The sequence below is a fragment of the Paractinoplanes maris genome, assembly GCF_023544465.1.
In the GTDB taxonomy this organism is placed as follows: domain Bacteria; phylum Actinomycetota; class Actinomycetes; order Mycobacteriales; family Micromonosporaceae; genus Actinoplanes; species Actinoplanes maris.
Genome location: NZ_JALPVL010000005.1, coordinates 164,865 through 181,287 on the forward strand (window position 1 = coordinate 164,865; position 16,423 = coordinate 181,287).

The window sequence follows — 16,423 nt, forward strand, 5'->3', positions numbered from 1 at the left end:
CAGCCTGCCCAGGTCACAGCCCGCCCGGGTCACGGCCCGCCGCCGTCACACTCGGGCTCGCTGTGGCGCTGAATAGCAGCAGTCCGTGCAGAACCGCGGCTCGGGCAGGGTGAAGGCCAGGCAGCAGGTGCGCCGGCGCACCGTGATCTGGCCGACCGGGTCGGCGGCCCACTCGACGAGCTGGTCGACACCGAGCGCGGCCAGCAGGGTCCCGACCGCGTCGGGCGACGCGCCCGGCACCACCCGGACCGCGTGCCTGGTGGCGTGGGCGATGCCCGCGGCCAGCGAGCCCAGCAGCAGCCGGCGGCTGAGCCGGACCGTGCGCTGGACCGCGTCGAGCAACGGGTCGACATGCTCGTCGAGCAGCACCCGGCGCAGCGTGGCCTCGTCGGCCGGTGGCCCCGACTCCAGCCCGGCCCGGCTCAGGCCCAGGCAGATCGGGGCCGGCCGGGCGTCGAACCGCACCAGGACGTCGGAGGCGGCGACCCGCGCCACCCGGTGGGCGGCCACCCAGGTGAAGGCGACCGGGACGGCCAGCCAGGACGAGTAGGCCTTCCAGCTCAGCGCGGCGGCGACGTGCGGCGGCCCGGGCCAGTGACGTTGCCCGGCGGCGGCCAGCAGGCCGATGCCGGCGCCGGTCAGGTCGGCCGCCCGGTGCCAGCCGTCGGGATCGGTCACCACCAGGTCGGGGGCCAGGCCGGACAGCCGCGTACTGGTCCCGAAGGCAGCTCTGATCGCGGCCAGCACCGGCCCGGAGTCGTCTTCCACTCCCTGACCTATACCCGCCCGGCCCCACCTGTCACAACGCGGGCGCTCCGGTGGTCGTAGCTGGTGGTTCAGCGGACGAGTTGAGGAGGACCTCGATGAGTGGGACACGATCCAGCGCTTGGCAGACCGCGGTGACGGTGTTGCAGGAGGCGCAGCCGCCCTTCATCCCGGAGGGTGCGCACGCCATGACCATCGTCGTCGAATATCCGCCCGGCGACCCCGGTGCCCCGCCGCACCGGCACCCCGGTCCGGCGTTCGGCGTCGTGCTCGAGGGTGAGATGTTGTTCGAGCTGGAAGGCGAGGCACCACGGGTGGTCAAGGCGGGCGAGGCGTTCTGGGAGCCGGGCGGCGACGTCATCCACTACTCCGACGGCAACGCCCGCGACGACGTGCGGGTGCGGTTCACGGTCACGATGCTCTGCGCGCCCGGCCAGCCGATGCTCGTGCTGGTGGACGACGACGAGCTGGCCGCCCGCCGGGACCGCCGCGCCGGGAGCGGCCGGTGACCCGGATGGCGGTGCGGCACGTCCAGACCGACGTCCTCGACGTGGCGTACCACGAGGACGGGCCGGTCGACGGGCCGCCCGTCCTGTTGCTGCACGGGTTTCCCTACGACATCCACAGCTACGTGGACGTGGCGCCCGCCCTGGCCGCGTCCGGCCACCGGGTGATCGTGCCCTACCTGCGCGGACACGGACCGACCCGCTTCCGGGCAAGGGACACGCCGCGTTCCGGTCAGCAGGCCGCGCTCGGCGCCGACGCCGTCGCGCTGATGGACGCGCTCGGTGTGGATCGGGCGGTCCTGGCCGGGTACGACTGGGGTGGCCGGGCGGCGTGCGTCGCGGCGGCCCTGCACCCCGAGCGCGTCTCCGGCATCGTCTCGGTCAACAGCTACCTGATCCAGGACCTGAGCTCGGCCGATCACCCGCTGCGTCCCGATCTGGAGGCCGGCTTCTGGTATTTCTTCTACTTCCTCACCGAGCGCGGCCGCGCGGGCCTGACCGCGGACGCCCGCGGCATCGCCGAGGTGATCTGGCGGCGCAACTCGCCGAAGTGGACGTTCGGCCCGGGCGAGCTCGATCGGGCCGCCGAGGCCTTCGCCAACCCCGACTACGTCGACGTCGTCCTGCATTCGTACCGGCATCGCCTGGGCCACGCGCCCGGCGCCCCCGCCTACGCCCGAGCCGAGGCCGCGCTGGCCGGCCGGCCGGCGATCACCGTGCCCGCGGTGACGCTGGACGGCACCGCCGACGGCAACTTCCCGCCCACCGACGGCGGACCGAGCGCGGCTCACTTCACCGGCCCGCGCGTTCATCACCGGGTGGCCGACGCCGGCCACAACTTGCCGCGCGAGGCCCCCGGCGCGTTCGCGGACGCCGTACGGGAAGTGGGGTCACTGAACGTCACGGGACTGTCATCTTTTCGCCGGGACTTCGCCAAGCCCTCGCCGGACGGTGGATGAAGGGCCTGGTGAAGGAGGATGGGACATGCCGGCGGAGGAGGCAGTGGGGTCGCGGGTGGCGCGCCGGCTCGGCAGCGACATCGTCCTGACGCCGAGCGCGTTCGTCGGCCTCGGCGGGCTGTGGCTGGTGATCACCCCGGTGGTCATCGACCACGGCGTCTACCCGTGGTGGAGTGACGTCGTGGCCGGGGCGCTGCTGATCGCGCTGAGCGTCGCCCAGGTGGTCCGGCCCGGGCGGTCACTGCTGCTGAGCGTCGCCGGGGCGCTGGTCGGCGGGTGGCTGATCGCGGCGCCCTTCGTCCTCGGCTACAGCGAGCAGCACGGGGTGGCCTGGAACGGCCTGCTGGTCGGCGTGCTGGTGGTGCTGTTGTCGGTGGTGAACGGGCTGACCGCCCGGCCTCGATGAGCGTCTCGCTTATGCGGGCGCGCCTCTGAGCCATTCACCGTCTCACCGAGCGCCGCTGTACTGAACGCATGACACTTCTCATCGGCGGAACCGGCAAGACCGGACGGCGGGTGGCCGACCGCCTCCGGCGGCAGGGCATCGACGTCCGGGTCGCCTCGCGGCACAGCGCGACGCGGTTCGACTGGAACGACGAATCGAGCTGGGAGCCCGCCCTGGACGGGCAGCGGGCCGCCTACCTCACCTTCTATCCCGACCTCGGGTTGCCCGGCGCGGCGGACCGGGTGGGGGCGTTGGCCGAGCTGGCCGCCCGGCGCGGCGTCGAGCAGCTGGTGCTCCTGTCGGGCCGCGGCGAGCCGCTCGCCCGGGAGGCGGAGCTGCGCGTGCAGAACGCGGGCACAGGGTGGACGATCGTCGCCTGCAGCTGGTTCGCGCAGAACTTCAGCGAGGACTTCCTGGCCGGGGCGGCGGCCGGGGGCGACATCCGGCTTCCGGCGGGGGACGTGGCCGAGCCGTTCGTCGACGCCGGGGACATCGCCGACGTGGTGGCCGCCGCGCTGACCGATCCCCGGCACCGGGGCCGGCGCTACGAGCTGACCGGTCCCCGGGCCCTGACGTTCACCGAGGTCGCGGCGGAGCTGAGCCGGGCCGCCGGGCGGACGATCCGCTACACGGCGGTCGATCACGAGGAGTACGAGGGCATCTTGCGCGACGCCGGGCTGCCGGTCGAGCTGGGCGACATGTTCCGGGGCATCCTCGACGGCCGCAACGCGGAACCGGCCGACGGGGTGCAAGAGGCGCTCGGCCGGGCGGCGCGTGGCTTCGCCGAGTACGCGACCGAGGCGGCGGCGACCGGGGTGTGGGGCGCGGCGCCGGTACGGTGAGCGGATGGACGCGCTGACCGGCCTGCTCGACGGGCCTCGGGCCCGCGGGGCGTTCCTGCTGCGCTCGGTCCTGGATCCGCCGTGGTCGTTGCGGATCCAGGACGGCTCGCCGCTGTCGCTGATCACGCTGGTCCGCGGCGAGGCCTGGATCCTGAAACGGGACGCCGCCCCGGTCCGCATCGAGCCCGGTGACGTGGCCGTCGTGACCGGCACCGAGCCGTATGAGGTGGCCGACTCCCCCGGCACCGCACCGCAGATCGTCATCCACCCCGGGCAGCGCTGCGAGTCGGTCGACGGCACCGAGATGACGATGACCGGCCAGGGCGTGCGCACGTGGGGCGCGGCCGCCGACGGCGCGACCGTGATGATCAGCGGCACCTATCAGATGCACAGCGAGGTCAGCCGGCGCCTGCTCGACGCCCTGCCCGGCCTGCTGATCCGCCCGGCCGAGGCCGGTGACCGGGCGTTGATCGAGCTTCTCGTACGCGAGATGACCGGCACCGAGCCGGCCCAGGATCTGGTGCTCGACCGCCTGCTCGACCTGGTGCTGGTGTCGGTGCTGCGGTCGTGGCTGGCCGCCCCGGCCGACGAGGCGCCGGGCTGGGCCAGGGCGCAGGCCGACTCCGTGGTCGGTCCCGCCCTGCACCTCATCCACGACGATCCCGCGTACGCCTGGACCGTCGCCTCCCTGGCCGCCCGCACCGGCGTCTCCCGGGCCTCGCTGGCGCGCCGCTTCACCGACGTCGTGGGTGAGTCGCCGATGGCCTATCTGACCGGCTGGCGGCTCACGCTGGCGGCCGACCTGCTCCGTCAGGGCGACGCCACGCTGGAGGCGGTGGCCCGCCGGGTCGGCTACGGCAGCGCGTTCGCCCTGAGCACGGCGTTCAAGCGCGAGCGGGGCGTGAGCCCGCAGGAATACCGCCGCCGGCCCGCGATGGCGCCGCAGGCCGCACCGCTGCCGCGCGTCGTGCGACTGGGCTGAGCCGTCAAGCAGCCGGGCCGTAAAGCGCCCGGTGCTCGTCGTTGAGGCGCGCGGCCTCGGCCGTCACCGAGCGCGGTATCGGGTCGGCCCGCCATCCCGCCAGCTCAGCGCGCATGCCGGTGACGAAACGCCGGCCGAGCGCGGTGAGCGGCGCGGTGGCCAGCAGGTCGTCTGACACCGTGAGAGCGGCCTCCCGCCAGCGGACGTATTCGACGCCGGCGTCGTGCCGGGCCACCGCGCCCGGCTCGGCGCCGACCCGGCGCCGCCAGAACGCGGCGACCCCGAGGTGGGCGTAGGCGCCGTGCAGCAGGCCGATGGCCGGTCGTGGGTCGTCCCGCCAGGGCGCGTAACCCAGGACGGCCGACGTCTCGATCAGCTCGAAGAGGTCGGTCAGGCCGGACAGCTTGAGGTGGTGGAGCTCGTGGGTCAGGCTGAGCGCAGTCAGCGTCGGCTCGCGCGGCACCGACATGCCGATGCATCCGAACGCGTGCCGGTAGGTGCCGCTGGCGTGGCCCTCGGGCGGCGACGGCAGGGGCAGCACGGTCCGGACGACCGCGGCGACGTCCGCGGCCGTGCCGGGGTGGTCGGCGGCGAGGATCCGCCAGCCGCCGGCCAGCCCGTCGCGCCACCGGGCGGCCTGAGCCGCGTCGAGCAGCGGCTCGGGGCCCGGCAGGGGCGAGGCCACCCCGTCCACCTGCACCGGCCAGCGGGCGTCCACTTGCAGCCGGGGCAGCGGCCGCCAGCCGGGACCGGTCGGCAGGCCCTCGCGGTCGCGCGCCACGGGCACGCCGTTCAGCCACATCCCCCCACCGCCGGCCTCGATCCGCAGGTCGAGCCCGTCGCCGGCCGGTGGTTGCCGCAGGTAGCCGAGCGACGGCAGGGCCAGGCCACCGGGGTCGACCGGCGCGGAGCGACCGGTGAAGGCGAACGCGGCCCGGCCCCGCAGCGCCGCCGCGGCCCCGATCTGAGCCAGCACCCCGGGCTCGGCGGGCAGGCCACCGTGCAGCCGGACGGTGGTGGACATGGCCCAGCCCAGCACGGACGGGTGAACCAGCACCTCGCGCACGGCCCCCGGAGCCTGATCGGCCACCGCGAGCAGCGCCTGATAGGAGTCCGCCACATCGGCTGCCCACGATGGACCCGGACGGGAGCCGAGCTCGGCGATCGCCCGCACCAGCAGGACGGCCTTGCTGTGCTGGGCCCTGCTCAGCTCGGTGAGCGCGGAACCGCCGCCACCACGGGCGATCGAGTCGAGAATGCCGACCGGAACGGTGAAGGCCGGCGGGTTGTGACCGGCCCCCTGCACAGTCGACATATTGACAGATCGTAGTAGTACTGACGGATGCGGCGCAGTGCGACTCTGCGGATCGGGGCAGATACAGTTAGCTGCCGTGATGATGGCCACGAGCACGACGGGGCGGGTGGATGCAGGAAGAAGAACGACTCGTCTCGGACCTTCTCGATGTGGAGCGTGGCAGCCTGCGGGTCAGTGCCGGGCTCCCGTCCCCGCTCGTGCTGAGGTCACTGCGGCGGCTGATCGACGAGGTGGGCTCCGGCCTGCCCGAGTACACGGGATTTCAGAACGCGGTCGTCCACCACCGCCGCGAGGCCGGGACGCCCGCCGATCACCGAGGATGCGCCGGCGAGACGAGATGACTCAACCACCTTCAGCCGCCCGGCCGGCCATCGTGTCGTTCGTGTCCCCCGCCCCGCACAGCGGGCGCACCAGCCTGGTGTCCAACCTGGCCTGGCTCATCGCCTCGGCCGGTCACGACGTGCTCGTGCTCGACTGGGACCCGCGCGGTTCGGCCGTCCACGAATATCTCCGCCCGTTCTTCGTCGAGGAGGGGGCGGTCACCGGATATCTCGGCGCCGACCTGGCCGGCGTGATCGGCGAGACCATGTTGGTGGGCCGGGCGACCGGCCGGGCGGCGCCCCGGCTGCGGCGTTACGCGAGCGGCGGGCCCGGCGCCGGTGCGCGCCTCGACGTCGTCCGGCACGACGCCACCGCCGACTCCCGGCCGTCGTCCGGGGCCGACGTGGCCGAGTTCCTCGAGTTGCGACCGTCCCTCTCGGACGCCGGCTACGACTTCATCCTGCTCGACGGGCCGCCGTCGGAGAGTGCGGTCACCGCGGCCCGCGACGGCTTGTTCGCCGACAGCGTGGTGGTCTGCTTCCAGCCCGAGCGGGAGTCGTTCGAGGCGGCCGCGTCGCTCGCGGTCGAGATCGCCCGCAACACCGCGGTCCGCAACCGGATCATCTCGGTGCCCGGCTTCTTCGACGACAGCGATCCGGCCCGCGCCCACGAGAACGACGAGGAGATGCGCAGCTACCTGCTGCGCGCCCTCAAGGCGGCCCGGACCAGGATCGGGGCCGACGCCCTGGTGCAGGTCCCGATCCCGCTCTATTCGCTGGAGCACGCGCTGGTCCCGCTGGCCTACGAGGTCTCCGACCGCAAGTCGCTCCTCGAGGCGTACGCCCGGCTGGCCGCCGCCGTGACCGGGGGCGTCGTCGACCGGCTGCCGGCCGTGCCACGCCTGGTCCGGCAGGTCTACGCGCACCGCATGGGAGCGCCCGGCCGCCATGACGCCGCCGAGGAGACGGTCGCGATCCGCTATCACCCGGCGGACCGCCCGTGGGCCGACTGGGCGCGGGCTCACCTGGGCGCGGTGGGGATCCGGGCGGCGCTCCAGCGCCTCGGCGAGCCGGCGGTGGGCGACCCCACGACGCGGCTGGTGGTGTGGTCCCGGCGCTCGGCCGGCGCCCTCGGCGACGACGGGCCCGACCAGCACGAGACCGTCCTGCTGGAGGCGGGCGACCAGCTCGGGCCGGCACCCGAGGGCCTGCGGGTGATCCGGGTCGCCGGTGGCCCGGCCCCCGACGCCCGGCGCCGGCTGGTCGCCGCGTTCGCCGGATCCGACGACACCGAGTCCCGCCCGGTCCCCGGCGGCCGATTCCCGGCCGGCCGGCCGGAACGCGCCGGTGTGCCGCCGCTGGACCCCGATCTCGTCGACCGTCCGGCCCTGCTCGAATCCCTGCGGGACGCCCTGCCCCCGGCCGCGGCGGCCCGGGTGCTGCTGCACGGCGACCCCGACGTGGGCCGCACCGAGCTGGCCAAGGCGTTCGCGCACCGCTTCGCCTACGGCTACGACATCGTCTGGTTCGTGCCCGCCCACAGCCGCCAGGCCGCCCGGGCCGGCCTGCGGCGGCTCGGCCGCGAGCTGGGGGTGGACGCCAACGGTGACGAGGCCGCGGCCGCGCTTCAGCTGCTGCGGGACGACAAGAAGCCGTACCTGTTGATCTACGACGGGGTGGACGACCTGGCCGGGATGGCCGACCTGCTGCCGCCGCCCGATTCCGGCCACGTCATCGTCACCCTGGCCGGCGACGCGCCCCGCGGCGCCGCCGGCACCGTGATCGACGTCGGCCCGCTGACCGAGGACGAGGCCGTCGAGACCCTCGCGGCCCAGCTCCCCGGCTTCGACTTCGCCGACCTGCGGCCGGTGGTCCGAGCGGTCGGCACCGCGCCCCTGACGCTGCGCCTGACCGCCGGCTATCTCGGTGTCGCGGCCGGCTCGCTCGGGGACGCGGTGCTGCCCTCGTCCGAGGAGGCGACCGAAACCGTCGAGGAGTTCGTGCGGACGATCGGCGCCGCGACGCCGGGCACGGACCGCCTGGCCGACGTCGGACGGCTCCTGTTCGACCTGCTCGACCGCACCGGCGAGGGCCGCCTGGTGGCCACGCTGGCCCGGATGTGCGCCTTCCTGTCGCCGGACGGCGTGTCGCTGGCCCTGCTGCGCGGCACGGCCGTGCTCGACCGGCTGATCGAGCTGGCCGGCGACGCGGCGGACAGCCTGGCCGAGGACACGGCCGAGATCGAGTACACGTTCGCCGCCGGGTCCCGGACGGCGCTGTTCACCGTCGACTGGGGCCGCTCCCCGCGCCTGATCATGCATCGCGGCCTGCAGCGGACGGTCCGGGCGCTGATGAGCGAGGACGAGGCCGAGCAGGTCCGCGCCCGGACGCTCGACGCCCTGGCCGCCTGCGTTCCCAGCGACGCCCTCTACGTCGTGCGGGAGGGCTGGGAGCTGCTCGGCGAGCTCGCCGGGCACGCCGCGCCCTCGGGGGCGCTGATCGAGACCTCGTCGGCGACGGTGCGCCGGTGGGTGGTCCTGCATTTCGCGTACGCGTCGACCGACCCCGACCCGGAGGCCTGGGCCGACGCGGCCCGGACGGCCGAGGACGTGCTGGCCCGGTGGCAACGCTCGGGCCCCGACCGGCTCAGCTCCCGTCTGGCCATCCACCACGCCGACCTGCTGCGCCAGCTCGGCCGCTACACCGACTCGCTCGGGGCCGACGCCGAGACCCTGGCCACGCTCCAGCGGCTGCTCGGCACGACGCACCTGCGCACTTCCTACAGCCGCCGCGGCCTGGCCGGCGACCTGCGCGGTCTGGGCCTGTTCGCCGAGGCCCGGGCCGAGGACGTGACCGTCTACCGCACGTTCAAGACCCGGCTCGGCCCCGACCACCAGCAGACCCTGGCCGCCCTGCACAACCTGGCGCTGTCCAACTACCTCGACGGGCGGCAGGAGGACGCCGCGGTCCGCGAGCAGGAGGTGTTCGAGCGCCGCCTGCGGCTGCTCGGCGAGGACCACTTCCTGACCTGGTGGTCGTGTGTCGACCTGGGCGTCTATCTGCGCGAGCTCGGCCGCCTGGACGACGCCCGGGGCCGGTTCCGGGCGGCCGCCGAGCACCTCGGCCGGATTCTCGGCGCCGAGGATCCGCTGACCCTGCGGGCCATCGTCGGCGAGGGGGTGACGCTGCGCCGGATGGCCGCCGGGTCCGGCGGCCGGCGCGCGGCCGGCCACTCCCGGACGGTGATCGGCAAGGCGGTCACCGTGCTCGAGCAGGTGCTGGGCCCGCAGGCGATCGAGACCCAAGCGGCCCGGATGAGTCTCGCGACCGACCTGGCCTATCAGGGTGGTGATCTCGCCGACGCGGTCGACGTGGCCGAGGAGGCCCTCGACGTCTACCGCCACCGGCTCGGGGCGTCCCACCCGTTCACCGCACTCTGCCGGATCAACCTCGCCGCGCTGCTGCGCCGGGCCGGGCGCCTCGACGAGGCCAAGTCGCAGGTGACCGGCGCGCTGGAGGCGCTCGACGAGCGTTTCCCGGCCGTCCACCCGTGGAAGATCGCCGGGCGGATCAACCTGGCCAACATCCTGCTCTGCCGCAACGAGGGCGACGAGGCCCACCGGGTGGTGGTCAACGCCTCGGCGGTGGCCGACGAGGTGCTCCCCCAGCACCATCCGTATCTCGGGCTACTGGCCGCGAGCTTGATGAACATCGATACTTGGCGGGCGTGCGCGGCGCGTGGTGAACCGCTCATCGGTCTGATCGACGTCGATGTGGAAGTGCCGAAGACATGACACCGGGACAGATCTCGCCGGGGGAACCCGAGGGCCGGGAGGAGCGGGACATGGTCGAGGACCTGCCGGACACCGGGCGCCGGGTGCTGGCCCGGCAGCGGGTCGAGACCGCCCGCCGCCTGGCCAACGGCGTCCACGTCACCGGGGCCGACGACGACGCGATCGAGCTGGTCTCCGCCGTCGTGGCGAGCACGCCGGAACTCCACTACGTCAGCCAGTTCACGTACGCGGCTCCCGACTACACCCTCAACACCCTGCCCGAGGCCGACCGGGTGCGGGAGGCGTCCATCGCCCGCCTCAGCCGCAGCCTGGCCGACAACATGGTGCGGCTCGACGACGAGCTGTCCGGCGCGCGCACCGGCCGGCTGATCCGGATCTTCCTGGTCGCCGATGGCGGGGCCGCCTACTGCACCGAGGTGTCGGCCGGCCGGCACCTGTCGGCGGTCTCCCTGCTCGAGCCCGGCCCGGACGGCAGTCCCCCGTTCGACACCGCCCGGCGGGTCGACGGCGTGACCGCCGGCCTCACCAACCAGCTGCGCCGGCACCTGGGCCAGCGTCCCCTCGACTACGGCGGCTGGCTGGCCCGGGCCGAGGCCGGCGACGCACCGGCCGCGGTCGACTGCTCGGCCGGCGGTGAGCCGGTCCCGCCCCGCGTCGAGGCACGCGACAGCCGGGTGGCCGAGGTCTGCCTGGCCCACGTCGACTGCCGCCGGCTGCACTACGTCGCGGTCTACCGGCAGGGCGAGGAGATCGCCTCGGTCGACGTCATGCACCACCCCGAGCTGGCCCGATTCCTGTACGGCGATCAGACCGTCGACGACCGGCGCCGGTTCTACGCCCACTTCGGCGTGCGGATCGGCCGCTACCTCAACGACCTCACCCTGTCGGCCGAGCCGGCGATCGGGCCGTCGGTGCGGCACGTCGCGCTCGACGTCGAGCGCGGAGCGGTCTTCTTCCACCGGCTCGACCCCTCGACGTACCTGGTCGGGGTGTCCCTCGACCAGGACGAGATCGCCTCCGCCGAGCAGCAGATCGCCGAACTGGCCCGGGATCTGGGGACGTGACGCCGGTGACCGGCTCCGGGCCGGGTCCCTGGCGGAGGCCGCTGCTGCGGATGGCGGCCTTCCTGGGAGTCGCCGGGGTCGGCTGGGCCACGGCGGCGTTGTTCGACCTGCACGTCACCGATTCGCCGGAGACGTATCTGCGCGCGGTCACCATCCTGCTGGCCATCGGCCTGTTCGCCTCGGTGCAGGACATCGACCGGACCGAAGCCCGCCGGCACTGGCGCACGGTACTGCTCGTCGTCACAGTCGGGGTGCTGCTCAAGGCGGCCCTGATCGCCGCGGTCATGTACGCGGCCTACCGGGAGCCGCAATACCTGATCCTCGGTGTCGCCGTCGCCCAGATCGACCCGCTGTCCTTCGCGGCCATGGGGCGGCGCTCCGACATGTCCGCCCGGGCGCGGACCATCCTCGGCGCCTGGGCCTCCTTCGACGACCCGATCACCGTGGTACTGACGGTGCTGTTCACGTCGTGGGCGGCGTCGGCCATCGCCGCGAACGGCACGTTGCCCGACCTGTCCGGCGGGTTCGGGCAGCTCGGCGAGACGCTGGTGCGCAACCTCGTCTTCGTGGCCGCGGCCGGAGCGCTGTGGTGGCTCACCACGATCGGCTCGAAGCACGAGGACCGGGACAGCACCGCCGGCCGGGTCCGCAACGGCGTCCAGATCGCCCTGGTGCTCGGGGCCGGCGCGGTCGCGGTGGCCGAGTTCCTGCTGCTCGGTCTGGCCGTCGGCGCGCTGTTCCTGCGGCCGCGGATGGGCTCACTGCTGCGCTGGGGTGCCGAGGGGGCCTTCCACCTGGGCACGTTCGCCCTGGGCCTGCTGCTGGTCGGCGGCATCGACCCGCTCGGGGGCGTTCTGCTCGGCGCGGCCGCCTTCGGCGCTCAATACGTGGTGGGCTCGCTGGCCTCGGTGCGCCGATCCCGCCGGGACCGGCTCGATCTGGCCCTCGGGCAGCAGAGCGGCATCACGGCGGTCATCCTCGCGCTCTTCCTCGACGAGCCCTTCCCGGGCACGGTGGGGATCGTCGCGCCCGCGATCCTCACGATCAACGTGCTGCACCTGGTCTTCAACGGCCTGCGGGCCCGGCGGCAGGGCGCCGAGGGGCCCGCGCGCGGCGATCAGGCGGCCCTGCGCGGCAACCCGGCACAGTCCCGGCAGGCGGGCAACGGCGCCGGCCAGGCCGCCTGACGCGTCACTGCTCGGACATGCTCGCCGGCAGCAGCATCTCGACCCGGCCGGAGAGCGCCTCCAGGGCGTCGCTGGTCTGCAGCACCCGGCGGGCGCGCAGATCCTCGCCCAGGGCGTCGGCCCGCTCGTCCTCACCGGCCGGGGAGAAATCGGCCAGCGGCTCGATGTGGCGGGTCGGCAGGTAGTCGAGCAACAGGGTGAACGTCTGGCCGATCTCCTTAAGGCGCTGCATGTCGTCCTCGGCCGGGGGGTCGGTCAGATCGCGATACCACTCGGTGACCGCCGAACGGTAGGACTCGGTCAGCTCCTGCAACAGCACCGAGACGCCGGCGGCGGTCTGCGCCTTCTCGTGCCGCAGCGTCATGCGCAGCAGCCGCCGGGCCGACACCGAGTCCTCGGTGTTACGGAAGGCCAGGTCGAAGACGTGGGTGACCCGCCGGGGCACGTCGAGCAGCCCGAGCACCTCGTTGAACGCCCCGGCCACCTCGGCCGGCAGCGCCGCGGGCGAACCCGGCAGCCCCGGCGTGGTCAGGCGCTCGCCGCGGGCGCTGCCCTCGATCACCTCGCCCAGCTGGCGGGCCAGCTCGGAGACCCGCTGCTCCGAGGTGGACGCGACGGTGTCCAGATGGGACGCCATCCGCAGGATGAGTCCCTGGGTGTTGGCCAGCTGCTGACCCATCCGATCGACCCGGGCCAGCAGCGTGACCACCGGATCGCGGTCGGCGAGGCGCTCGAAGCCGCGTTCCATCGCCTTGAGCTCGGCCTCCAGCTGCTCGATGAACCGGCGGCTGTCGTAGGCCAGCGGGTCGCGGCCGAGCGCGTCGCGCAGCCGGCCCTGGTATCGCTCGGGCACGAGCCCGACGACGACCAGCAGCACCTCGTGGTCGCCCTCGGCCTTGAGCCCGGCGATCCGCTCGAGCAGGTCGTCGAACTGCGAGTCGTCCAGGAGCGTCCGGGTCACCAGCAGCACGGCGGCGAAGACGCGCCCCTCGGAGATCTCGCCCAGCGGCACGTAATAGGCCACCTGGGTGGCCCCGACATAGCGGTCCCGGTAATACGTCAGGCCCCGCGAGGTGAGCACCCGCCGGACCTCCGCGTGCATGGAGTCCGTGCTGCGCACGTAGAGGTTCTCGCGGGCGACGGTGCGGACCATGGCGTCGTTGACCGGGACGCCCTCGTCGAACGACCGGCGGTAGAGGAAGTAACACAGGGCCACGATGTGCCGGGGCATGCCGTTGGCGACCTCGACGATGTAGCGGACCGTGTCCTCGGTGAACGGCTGCAGCCGTCGCTCGCCGAGCGCCCGCTCCTGACGTTGTTTGATGTATTCGACCACGTCGTCGGCGGTCAGCGCGGTCATGTGGACCTGGTTGCCGATCCGCTCGCGCACATCCTGCCGCAGCGTGTTGAGGAAGTCGGGCAGCCCGGCCAGCACGAGGAAGGCCCCGGCGTCGGCGAAGACGGTGAGCAGTTTCTTGAGCGCGCTCAGCAGTTCGTCGGTCGGCAGGCTGGCCGCGGACAACAGCTGGTCGACCTCGTCGATCACCACCACGAACCGGTTGCGGCCGTGCGCGATCAACAGGGCGAAGACCCCCATCGCCTCGAGCGCCGTGCCCTCGTGGGCGGTGATGCGCTGGACGATGCCCCGGTCGCGCAGCGCGGCGCCGGGCTCGTTGCCCTGGAACCACTCCCACACAGCGTCGCTGAACCCGTCACGCATGAGCAGCGTCAGCGCGGTGATGAAGGCCCGGTTGTCGGTGATCCCGGCCAGCCGCTCCTGCACCTGGGAAAGGAAAATGCTCTCGGCCCAGCGATTTTCGCGGACCAGCTCCTTGGGGTCGGATTCGGCGTCGAGCAACCTTTGCCGGACCGGCTCGTGCACCGGCGAGTTGGCGAGGGAATCGGCGACGACTTCGGCGTACATCTGCCGGACGCGGTCCTCGACAACGGCCGCTTTGTTCTCATAGAGATTGCGCGCGAAATCGCGGTAGAGATCGATGAAATTGGTCGGCGGGGAACTGAGATAGACCCCTTGGACGTTGCGGCCGCCCTCGGCCCGCGCCTCGCTGAGCAGATGGAACGCCAGGTGGCTCTTGCCGCTGCCGTAATCACCGACGATCGCCACGACCCGCCCGCGCCCGAACGACCCGGCCGGGGTGGCCGTATTGGCGAGGTAGTCCTTCAGCTCGGCCGTCGCCTGCCGGATGGCGTCGGTCGGGATGGTCACCGTGTCGGCGCCGATCTGCGCGACCTGGGCCACGGCCGACGAGGGGAACGGATTGATCTCACCGGCCGGGGTCGCCGCCACCTGTGGATCGGTCATTTCCTGCCCCCATGCGCAACTCTGAAGTAATAGTCGGTGATGTGGTCGTAGGTCACCTCGGGGACGGCGTCGTTCCGACGGCGCAGGTCGTCGTAGACCTCCCAGATTAGCTTCTGCAGGTCACCGATGGTGGTGTCACGGGCTTTGATGATTCTTTCGAGGGTTCCGTCGGCCGGCGCCGGCACATCGGCGTCATCCGGATGGAGCAGGCGGCGCTTGTGGTAGAACAAATCACCGTCGGCCCCTTTCAACAGGCCCAGCCCCAGGACCGACGACACCGCCCGCGACCTCTCGACGAGCACCCGGGCGTCGTCCGGATTTTCGAGATACGGGGTCTCGGTCAGCAACATGACTCTTTTGGGGACCAATCCCGCATACGTCGTAATCTCGGCGACCAGGTCGTCGCTCGACGGAAGGACGATCACCAGCACCACGTCGGGGGTCACCGCTTTGGACAGGCGCGGTATCAGGCTGCGGGGCGACTCGGCGGCGAGCAGCCGCTCGTCGATGACGATGCCCGCGCTGAACAGCTCGTCCTTGAGGTAGGTGCAGACCTCCTGCATGCGGGCGTCGATCGAGGTCACCGCGGTCAGCTCGACCCGGGTGCAGTCGAGCACCTTGACCTGCTGGCCCGGAGCGCCGAGGTGCTGGGTCAGCCAGCGGGCGCAGCGGTAGAGCAGGGCCGTCTTGCCGGTCTGCTCGCGACCGGCGGCGACCACGATCGCACCGTGATCCAGCCATCGCGGGTCGGCGAAGTCGCGCTGGAACTGCTCGAAGGCCGCCCGGGACTCGTCGATGTCGACGAACAACTCCATCAGTTCGGGCTTCTCCACCGGGTTGAGCGGCTGCTTGGCCATGCCGCTGCGCAGGGCCGGGATGTCCATCGGGTTGATCACGGCCGGCTCTCCCGCATCTCGGGATGCCGGCGGAACGGCCGTTGCAGCGCGAGCGACACCCTCTCCACCTCCTGCGCGAGGTTTTCGACAGTCGTCATGGCGTCGCCCTCGGCCGTGGCCCGGCCCTCGTCGCTGCCGCGGAACCGGCCCACCGCGAAGCTGTCCAGGAACGACTTGTCGTACAACTTCTCCGCCACTCTCCTGGGTGCGTCCCAGCCGGCCCGCAGAGCCTTCACCTGTTCGAGCTGCATGACCAGGTCGGCCCGGGCCCGCCACAGGCGATCGGTCGGCGGGACGGTGCCACCGCGGGGGTCGGTCAACGCCGCCACCAGCGACTCGGCCTCGTTGCGCAGCAACCGGGCGGACGCCCGCAACGACGCGGCGAGAGTCTGCCGGCCGTTGAAGACCGCCATCTGCAAGCCGATCAGCCAGGTCAACAACGATCCGGCCACCAGCGGGACGAGCAGGGTCAGCACGGTGGTCAGCATGCTCGGGCCGGGAGCCCGGCCGGATTTCTCGAGCTGGACCGTCGCGATCAGGGCCTGGCAGGCCTGATCGAAGTCGTCGCCCTCCTCGGAGCGCCACCTCTCGAGGGTCAGCGCGGTGCCGGCTGGGGCCGATCGGGGGTGGACGCCCCCCGCCGGGTCGGCCACCCGGTCGACGAGCCCGAGCATGACGGCGGTGTCGACGAGCCGGGAGCGCTGCTGGCCCAGGCAGAAGACCCGGTCACCGTCGTCGGCCCAGGCCGGGGCGGCCGCGGGCAGCATCACCACCGCGCCCAGCAGAACCCCGGTCACGACGGTGATCGCGCGACGGGGTGAAGTCATAGCCAGGCACTGTATCGGGCCCGTGCGCGAACACGGTGACGCCCTGTGGACAACCTCGCCGGACACCTGGTGTCGTACACCCGACTCTCCACTTCGCCCTTCCCGCTCGGCCGGACCCGCCGGAGTGACATCTGTGCAGGCTGAGACGGGTGATGCGGCTCACCGGGGTGGACCGCCGGATGTGGGTGTCAGACCCGA

The 16,423-nt window shown here is 72.9% G+C and carries 14 protein-coding genes; 9 read left to right on the forward strand and 5 right to left on the reverse strand.

All coding sequences use genetic code 11. The features are described 5' to 3' along the window. Positions 1-45: 45 nt before the first annotated feature. Positions 46-768, reverse strand: coding sequence for a hypothetical protein (locus tag NAG42_RS15910; protein WP_250031061.1), 723 nt, complete (start codon positions 766-768; stop codon positions 46-48). Between the two features lie 95 nt (positions 769-863). Here NAG42_RS15910 and NAG42_RS15915 point away from each other — a divergent pair, with 95 nt between their 5' ends. From NAG42_RS15915 to NAG42_RS15935, 5 genes are all read left to right on the forward strand, one after another. Continuing rightward, the gene (locus NAG42_RS15915; protein WP_250031062.1) at positions 864-1,274 is read left to right on the forward strand and encodes a cupin domain-containing protein; all 411 of its coding nucleotides are present in this window, start codon (positions 864-866) and stop codon (positions 1,272-1,274) included. A 5-nt stretch (positions 1,275-1,279) separates the two neighbouring features. Then, positions 1,280-2,230, forward strand: a complete 951-nt coding sequence (locus NAG42_RS15920) for an alpha/beta fold hydrolase (RefSeq protein WP_250031445.1) — start codon at positions 1,280-1,282, stop codon at positions 2,228-2,230. Positions 2,231-2,255: 25 nt separating this feature from the next. Beyond that, positions 2,256-2,636: an SPW repeat domain-containing protein gene (locus tag NAG42_RS15925; RefSeq protein ID WP_250031063.1), complete on the forward strand. Its 381-nt coding sequence runs from the start codon at positions 2,256-2,258 to the stop codon at positions 2,634-2,636. Between the two features lie 68 nt (positions 2,637-2,704). Beyond that, a complete protein-coding gene (locus NAG42_RS15930; RefSeq protein ID WP_250031064.1) occupies positions 2,705-3,517 on the forward strand; it encodes an NmrA family NAD(P)-binding protein in 813 nt (270 codons plus the stop codon). A 4-nt stretch (positions 3,518-3,521) separates the two neighbouring features. Beyond that, positions 3,522-4,499, forward strand: a complete 978-nt coding sequence (locus NAG42_RS15935) for an AraC family transcriptional regulator (RefSeq protein ID WP_250031065.1) — start codon at positions 3,522-3,524, stop codon at positions 4,497-4,499. A gap of 4 nt (positions 4,500-4,503) precedes the next feature. Here NAG42_RS15935 and NAG42_RS15940 read toward each other — a convergent pair whose 3' ends face one another. Beyond that, positions 4,504-5,814: an HEXXH motif domain-containing protein gene (locus NAG42_RS15940; RefSeq protein ID WP_250031066.1), complete on the reverse strand. Its 1,311-nt coding sequence runs from the start codon at positions 5,812-5,814 to the stop codon at positions 4,504-4,506. Between the two features lie 110 nt (positions 5,815-5,924). Here NAG42_RS15940 and NAG42_RS15945 point away from each other — a divergent pair, with 110 nt between their 5' ends. Genes NAG42_RS15945 through NAG42_RS15960 form a run of 4 tightly spaced genes read left to right on the forward strand, consistent with a single transcriptional unit; the run spans position 5,925 to position 12,179 of the window. Continuing rightward, a complete protein-coding gene (locus NAG42_RS15945; protein ID WP_250031067.1) occupies positions 5,925-6,155 on the forward strand; it encodes a hypothetical protein in 231 nt (76 codons plus the stop codon). After that, positions 6,152-9,928, forward strand: coding sequence for an FxSxx-COOH system tetratricopeptide repeat protein (gene fxsT, locus NAG42_RS15950; protein WP_250031068.1), 3,777 nt, complete (start codon positions 6,152-6,154; stop codon positions 9,926-9,928). Before NAG42_RS15945 ends, fxsT begins: the two co-directional genes overlap by 4 nt. Then, positions 9,925-10,992 (forward strand): hypothetical protein, encoded by a 1,068-nt coding sequence (locus tag NAG42_RS15955; protein WP_250031069.1) that lies wholly within the window; start codon positions 9,925-9,927, stop codon positions 10,990-10,992. Before fxsT ends, NAG42_RS15955 begins: the two co-directional genes overlap by 4 nt. Further along, entirely contained in the window at positions 10,989-12,179 is a 1,191-nt protein-coding gene (locus NAG42_RS15960) for a cation:proton antiporter (protein WP_250031070.1), read from the forward strand. The genes NAG42_RS15955 and NAG42_RS15960 overlap by 4 nt, the downstream gene beginning before the upstream one ends. 4 nt (positions 12,180-12,183) lie before the next feature. Here NAG42_RS15960 and NAG42_RS15965 read toward each other — a convergent pair whose 3' ends face one another. Genes NAG42_RS15965 through NAG42_RS15975 form a run of 3 tightly spaced genes read right to left on the reverse strand, consistent with a single transcriptional unit; the run spans position 12,184 to position 16,225 of the window. Continuing rightward, positions 12,184-14,502 carry a BREX system ATP-binding domain-containing protein gene (locus tag NAG42_RS15965; protein ID WP_250031071.1) on the reverse strand — a complete coding sequence of 773 codons (2,319 nt, stop codon included), beginning with the start codon at positions 14,500-14,502 and terminating at the stop codon, positions 12,184-12,186. Further along, positions 14,499-15,398 (reverse strand): hypothetical protein, encoded by a 900-nt coding sequence (locus NAG42_RS15970; RefSeq protein ID WP_250031072.1) that lies wholly within the window; start codon positions 15,396-15,398, stop codon positions 14,499-14,501. Before NAG42_RS15970 ends, NAG42_RS15965 begins: the two co-directional genes overlap by 4 nt. Continuing rightward, the gene (locus NAG42_RS15975; RefSeq protein WP_250031073.1) at positions 15,395-16,225 is read right to left on the reverse strand and encodes a hypothetical protein; all 831 of its coding nucleotides are present in this window, start codon (positions 16,223-16,225) and stop codon (positions 15,395-15,397) included. The genes NAG42_RS15970 and NAG42_RS15975 overlap by 4 nt, the downstream gene beginning before the upstream one ends. Positions 16,226-16,423 lie beyond the last annotated feature (198 nt).

Bases quoted from the DNA above. Each gene is read 5' to 3' on its own strand.
- NAG42_RS15915 (WP_250031062.1), top strand. From the start codon at position 864: ATGAGTGGGACACGATCCAGCGCTTGGCAGACCGCGGTGACGGTGTTG.
- NAG42_RS15920 (WP_250031445.1), top strand. From the start codon at position 1,280: ATGGCGGTGCGGCACGTCCAGACCGACGTCCTCGACGTGGCGTACCAC.
- NAG42_RS15925 (WP_250031063.1), top strand. From the start codon at position 2,256: ATGCCGGCGGAGGAGGCAGTGGGGTCGCGGGTGGCGCGCCGGCTCGGC.
- NAG42_RS15930 (WP_250031064.1), top strand. From the start codon at position 2,705: ATGACACTTCTCATCGGCGGAACCGGCAAGACCGGACGGCGGGTGGCC.
- NAG42_RS15935 (WP_250031065.1), top strand. From the start codon at position 3,522: ATGGACGCGCTGACCGGCCTGCTCGACGGGCCTCGGGCCCGCGGGGCG.
- NAG42_RS15940 (WP_250031066.1), bottom strand. From the start codon at position 5,814: ATGTCGACTGTGCAGGGGGCCGGTCACAACCCGCCGGCCTTCACCGTT.
- NAG42_RS15945 (WP_250031067.1), top strand. From the start codon at position 5,925: ATGCAGGAAGAAGAACGACTCGTCTCGGACCTTCTCGATGTGGAGCGT.
- fxsT (WP_250031068.1), top strand. From the start codon at position 6,152: ATGACTCAACCACCTTCAGCCGCCCGGCCGGCCATCGTGTCGTTCGTG.
- NAG42_RS15955 (WP_250031069.1), top strand. From the start codon at position 9,925: ATGACACCGGGACAGATCTCGCCGGGGGAACCCGAGGGCCGGGAGGAG.
- NAG42_RS15965 (WP_250031071.1), bottom strand. From the start codon at position 14,502: ATGACCGATCCACAGGTGGCGGCGACCCCGGCCGGTGAGATCAATCCG.
- NAG42_RS15975 (WP_250031073.1), bottom strand. From the start codon at position 16,225: ATGACTTCACCCCGTCGCGCGATCACCGTCGTGACCGGGGTTCTGCTG.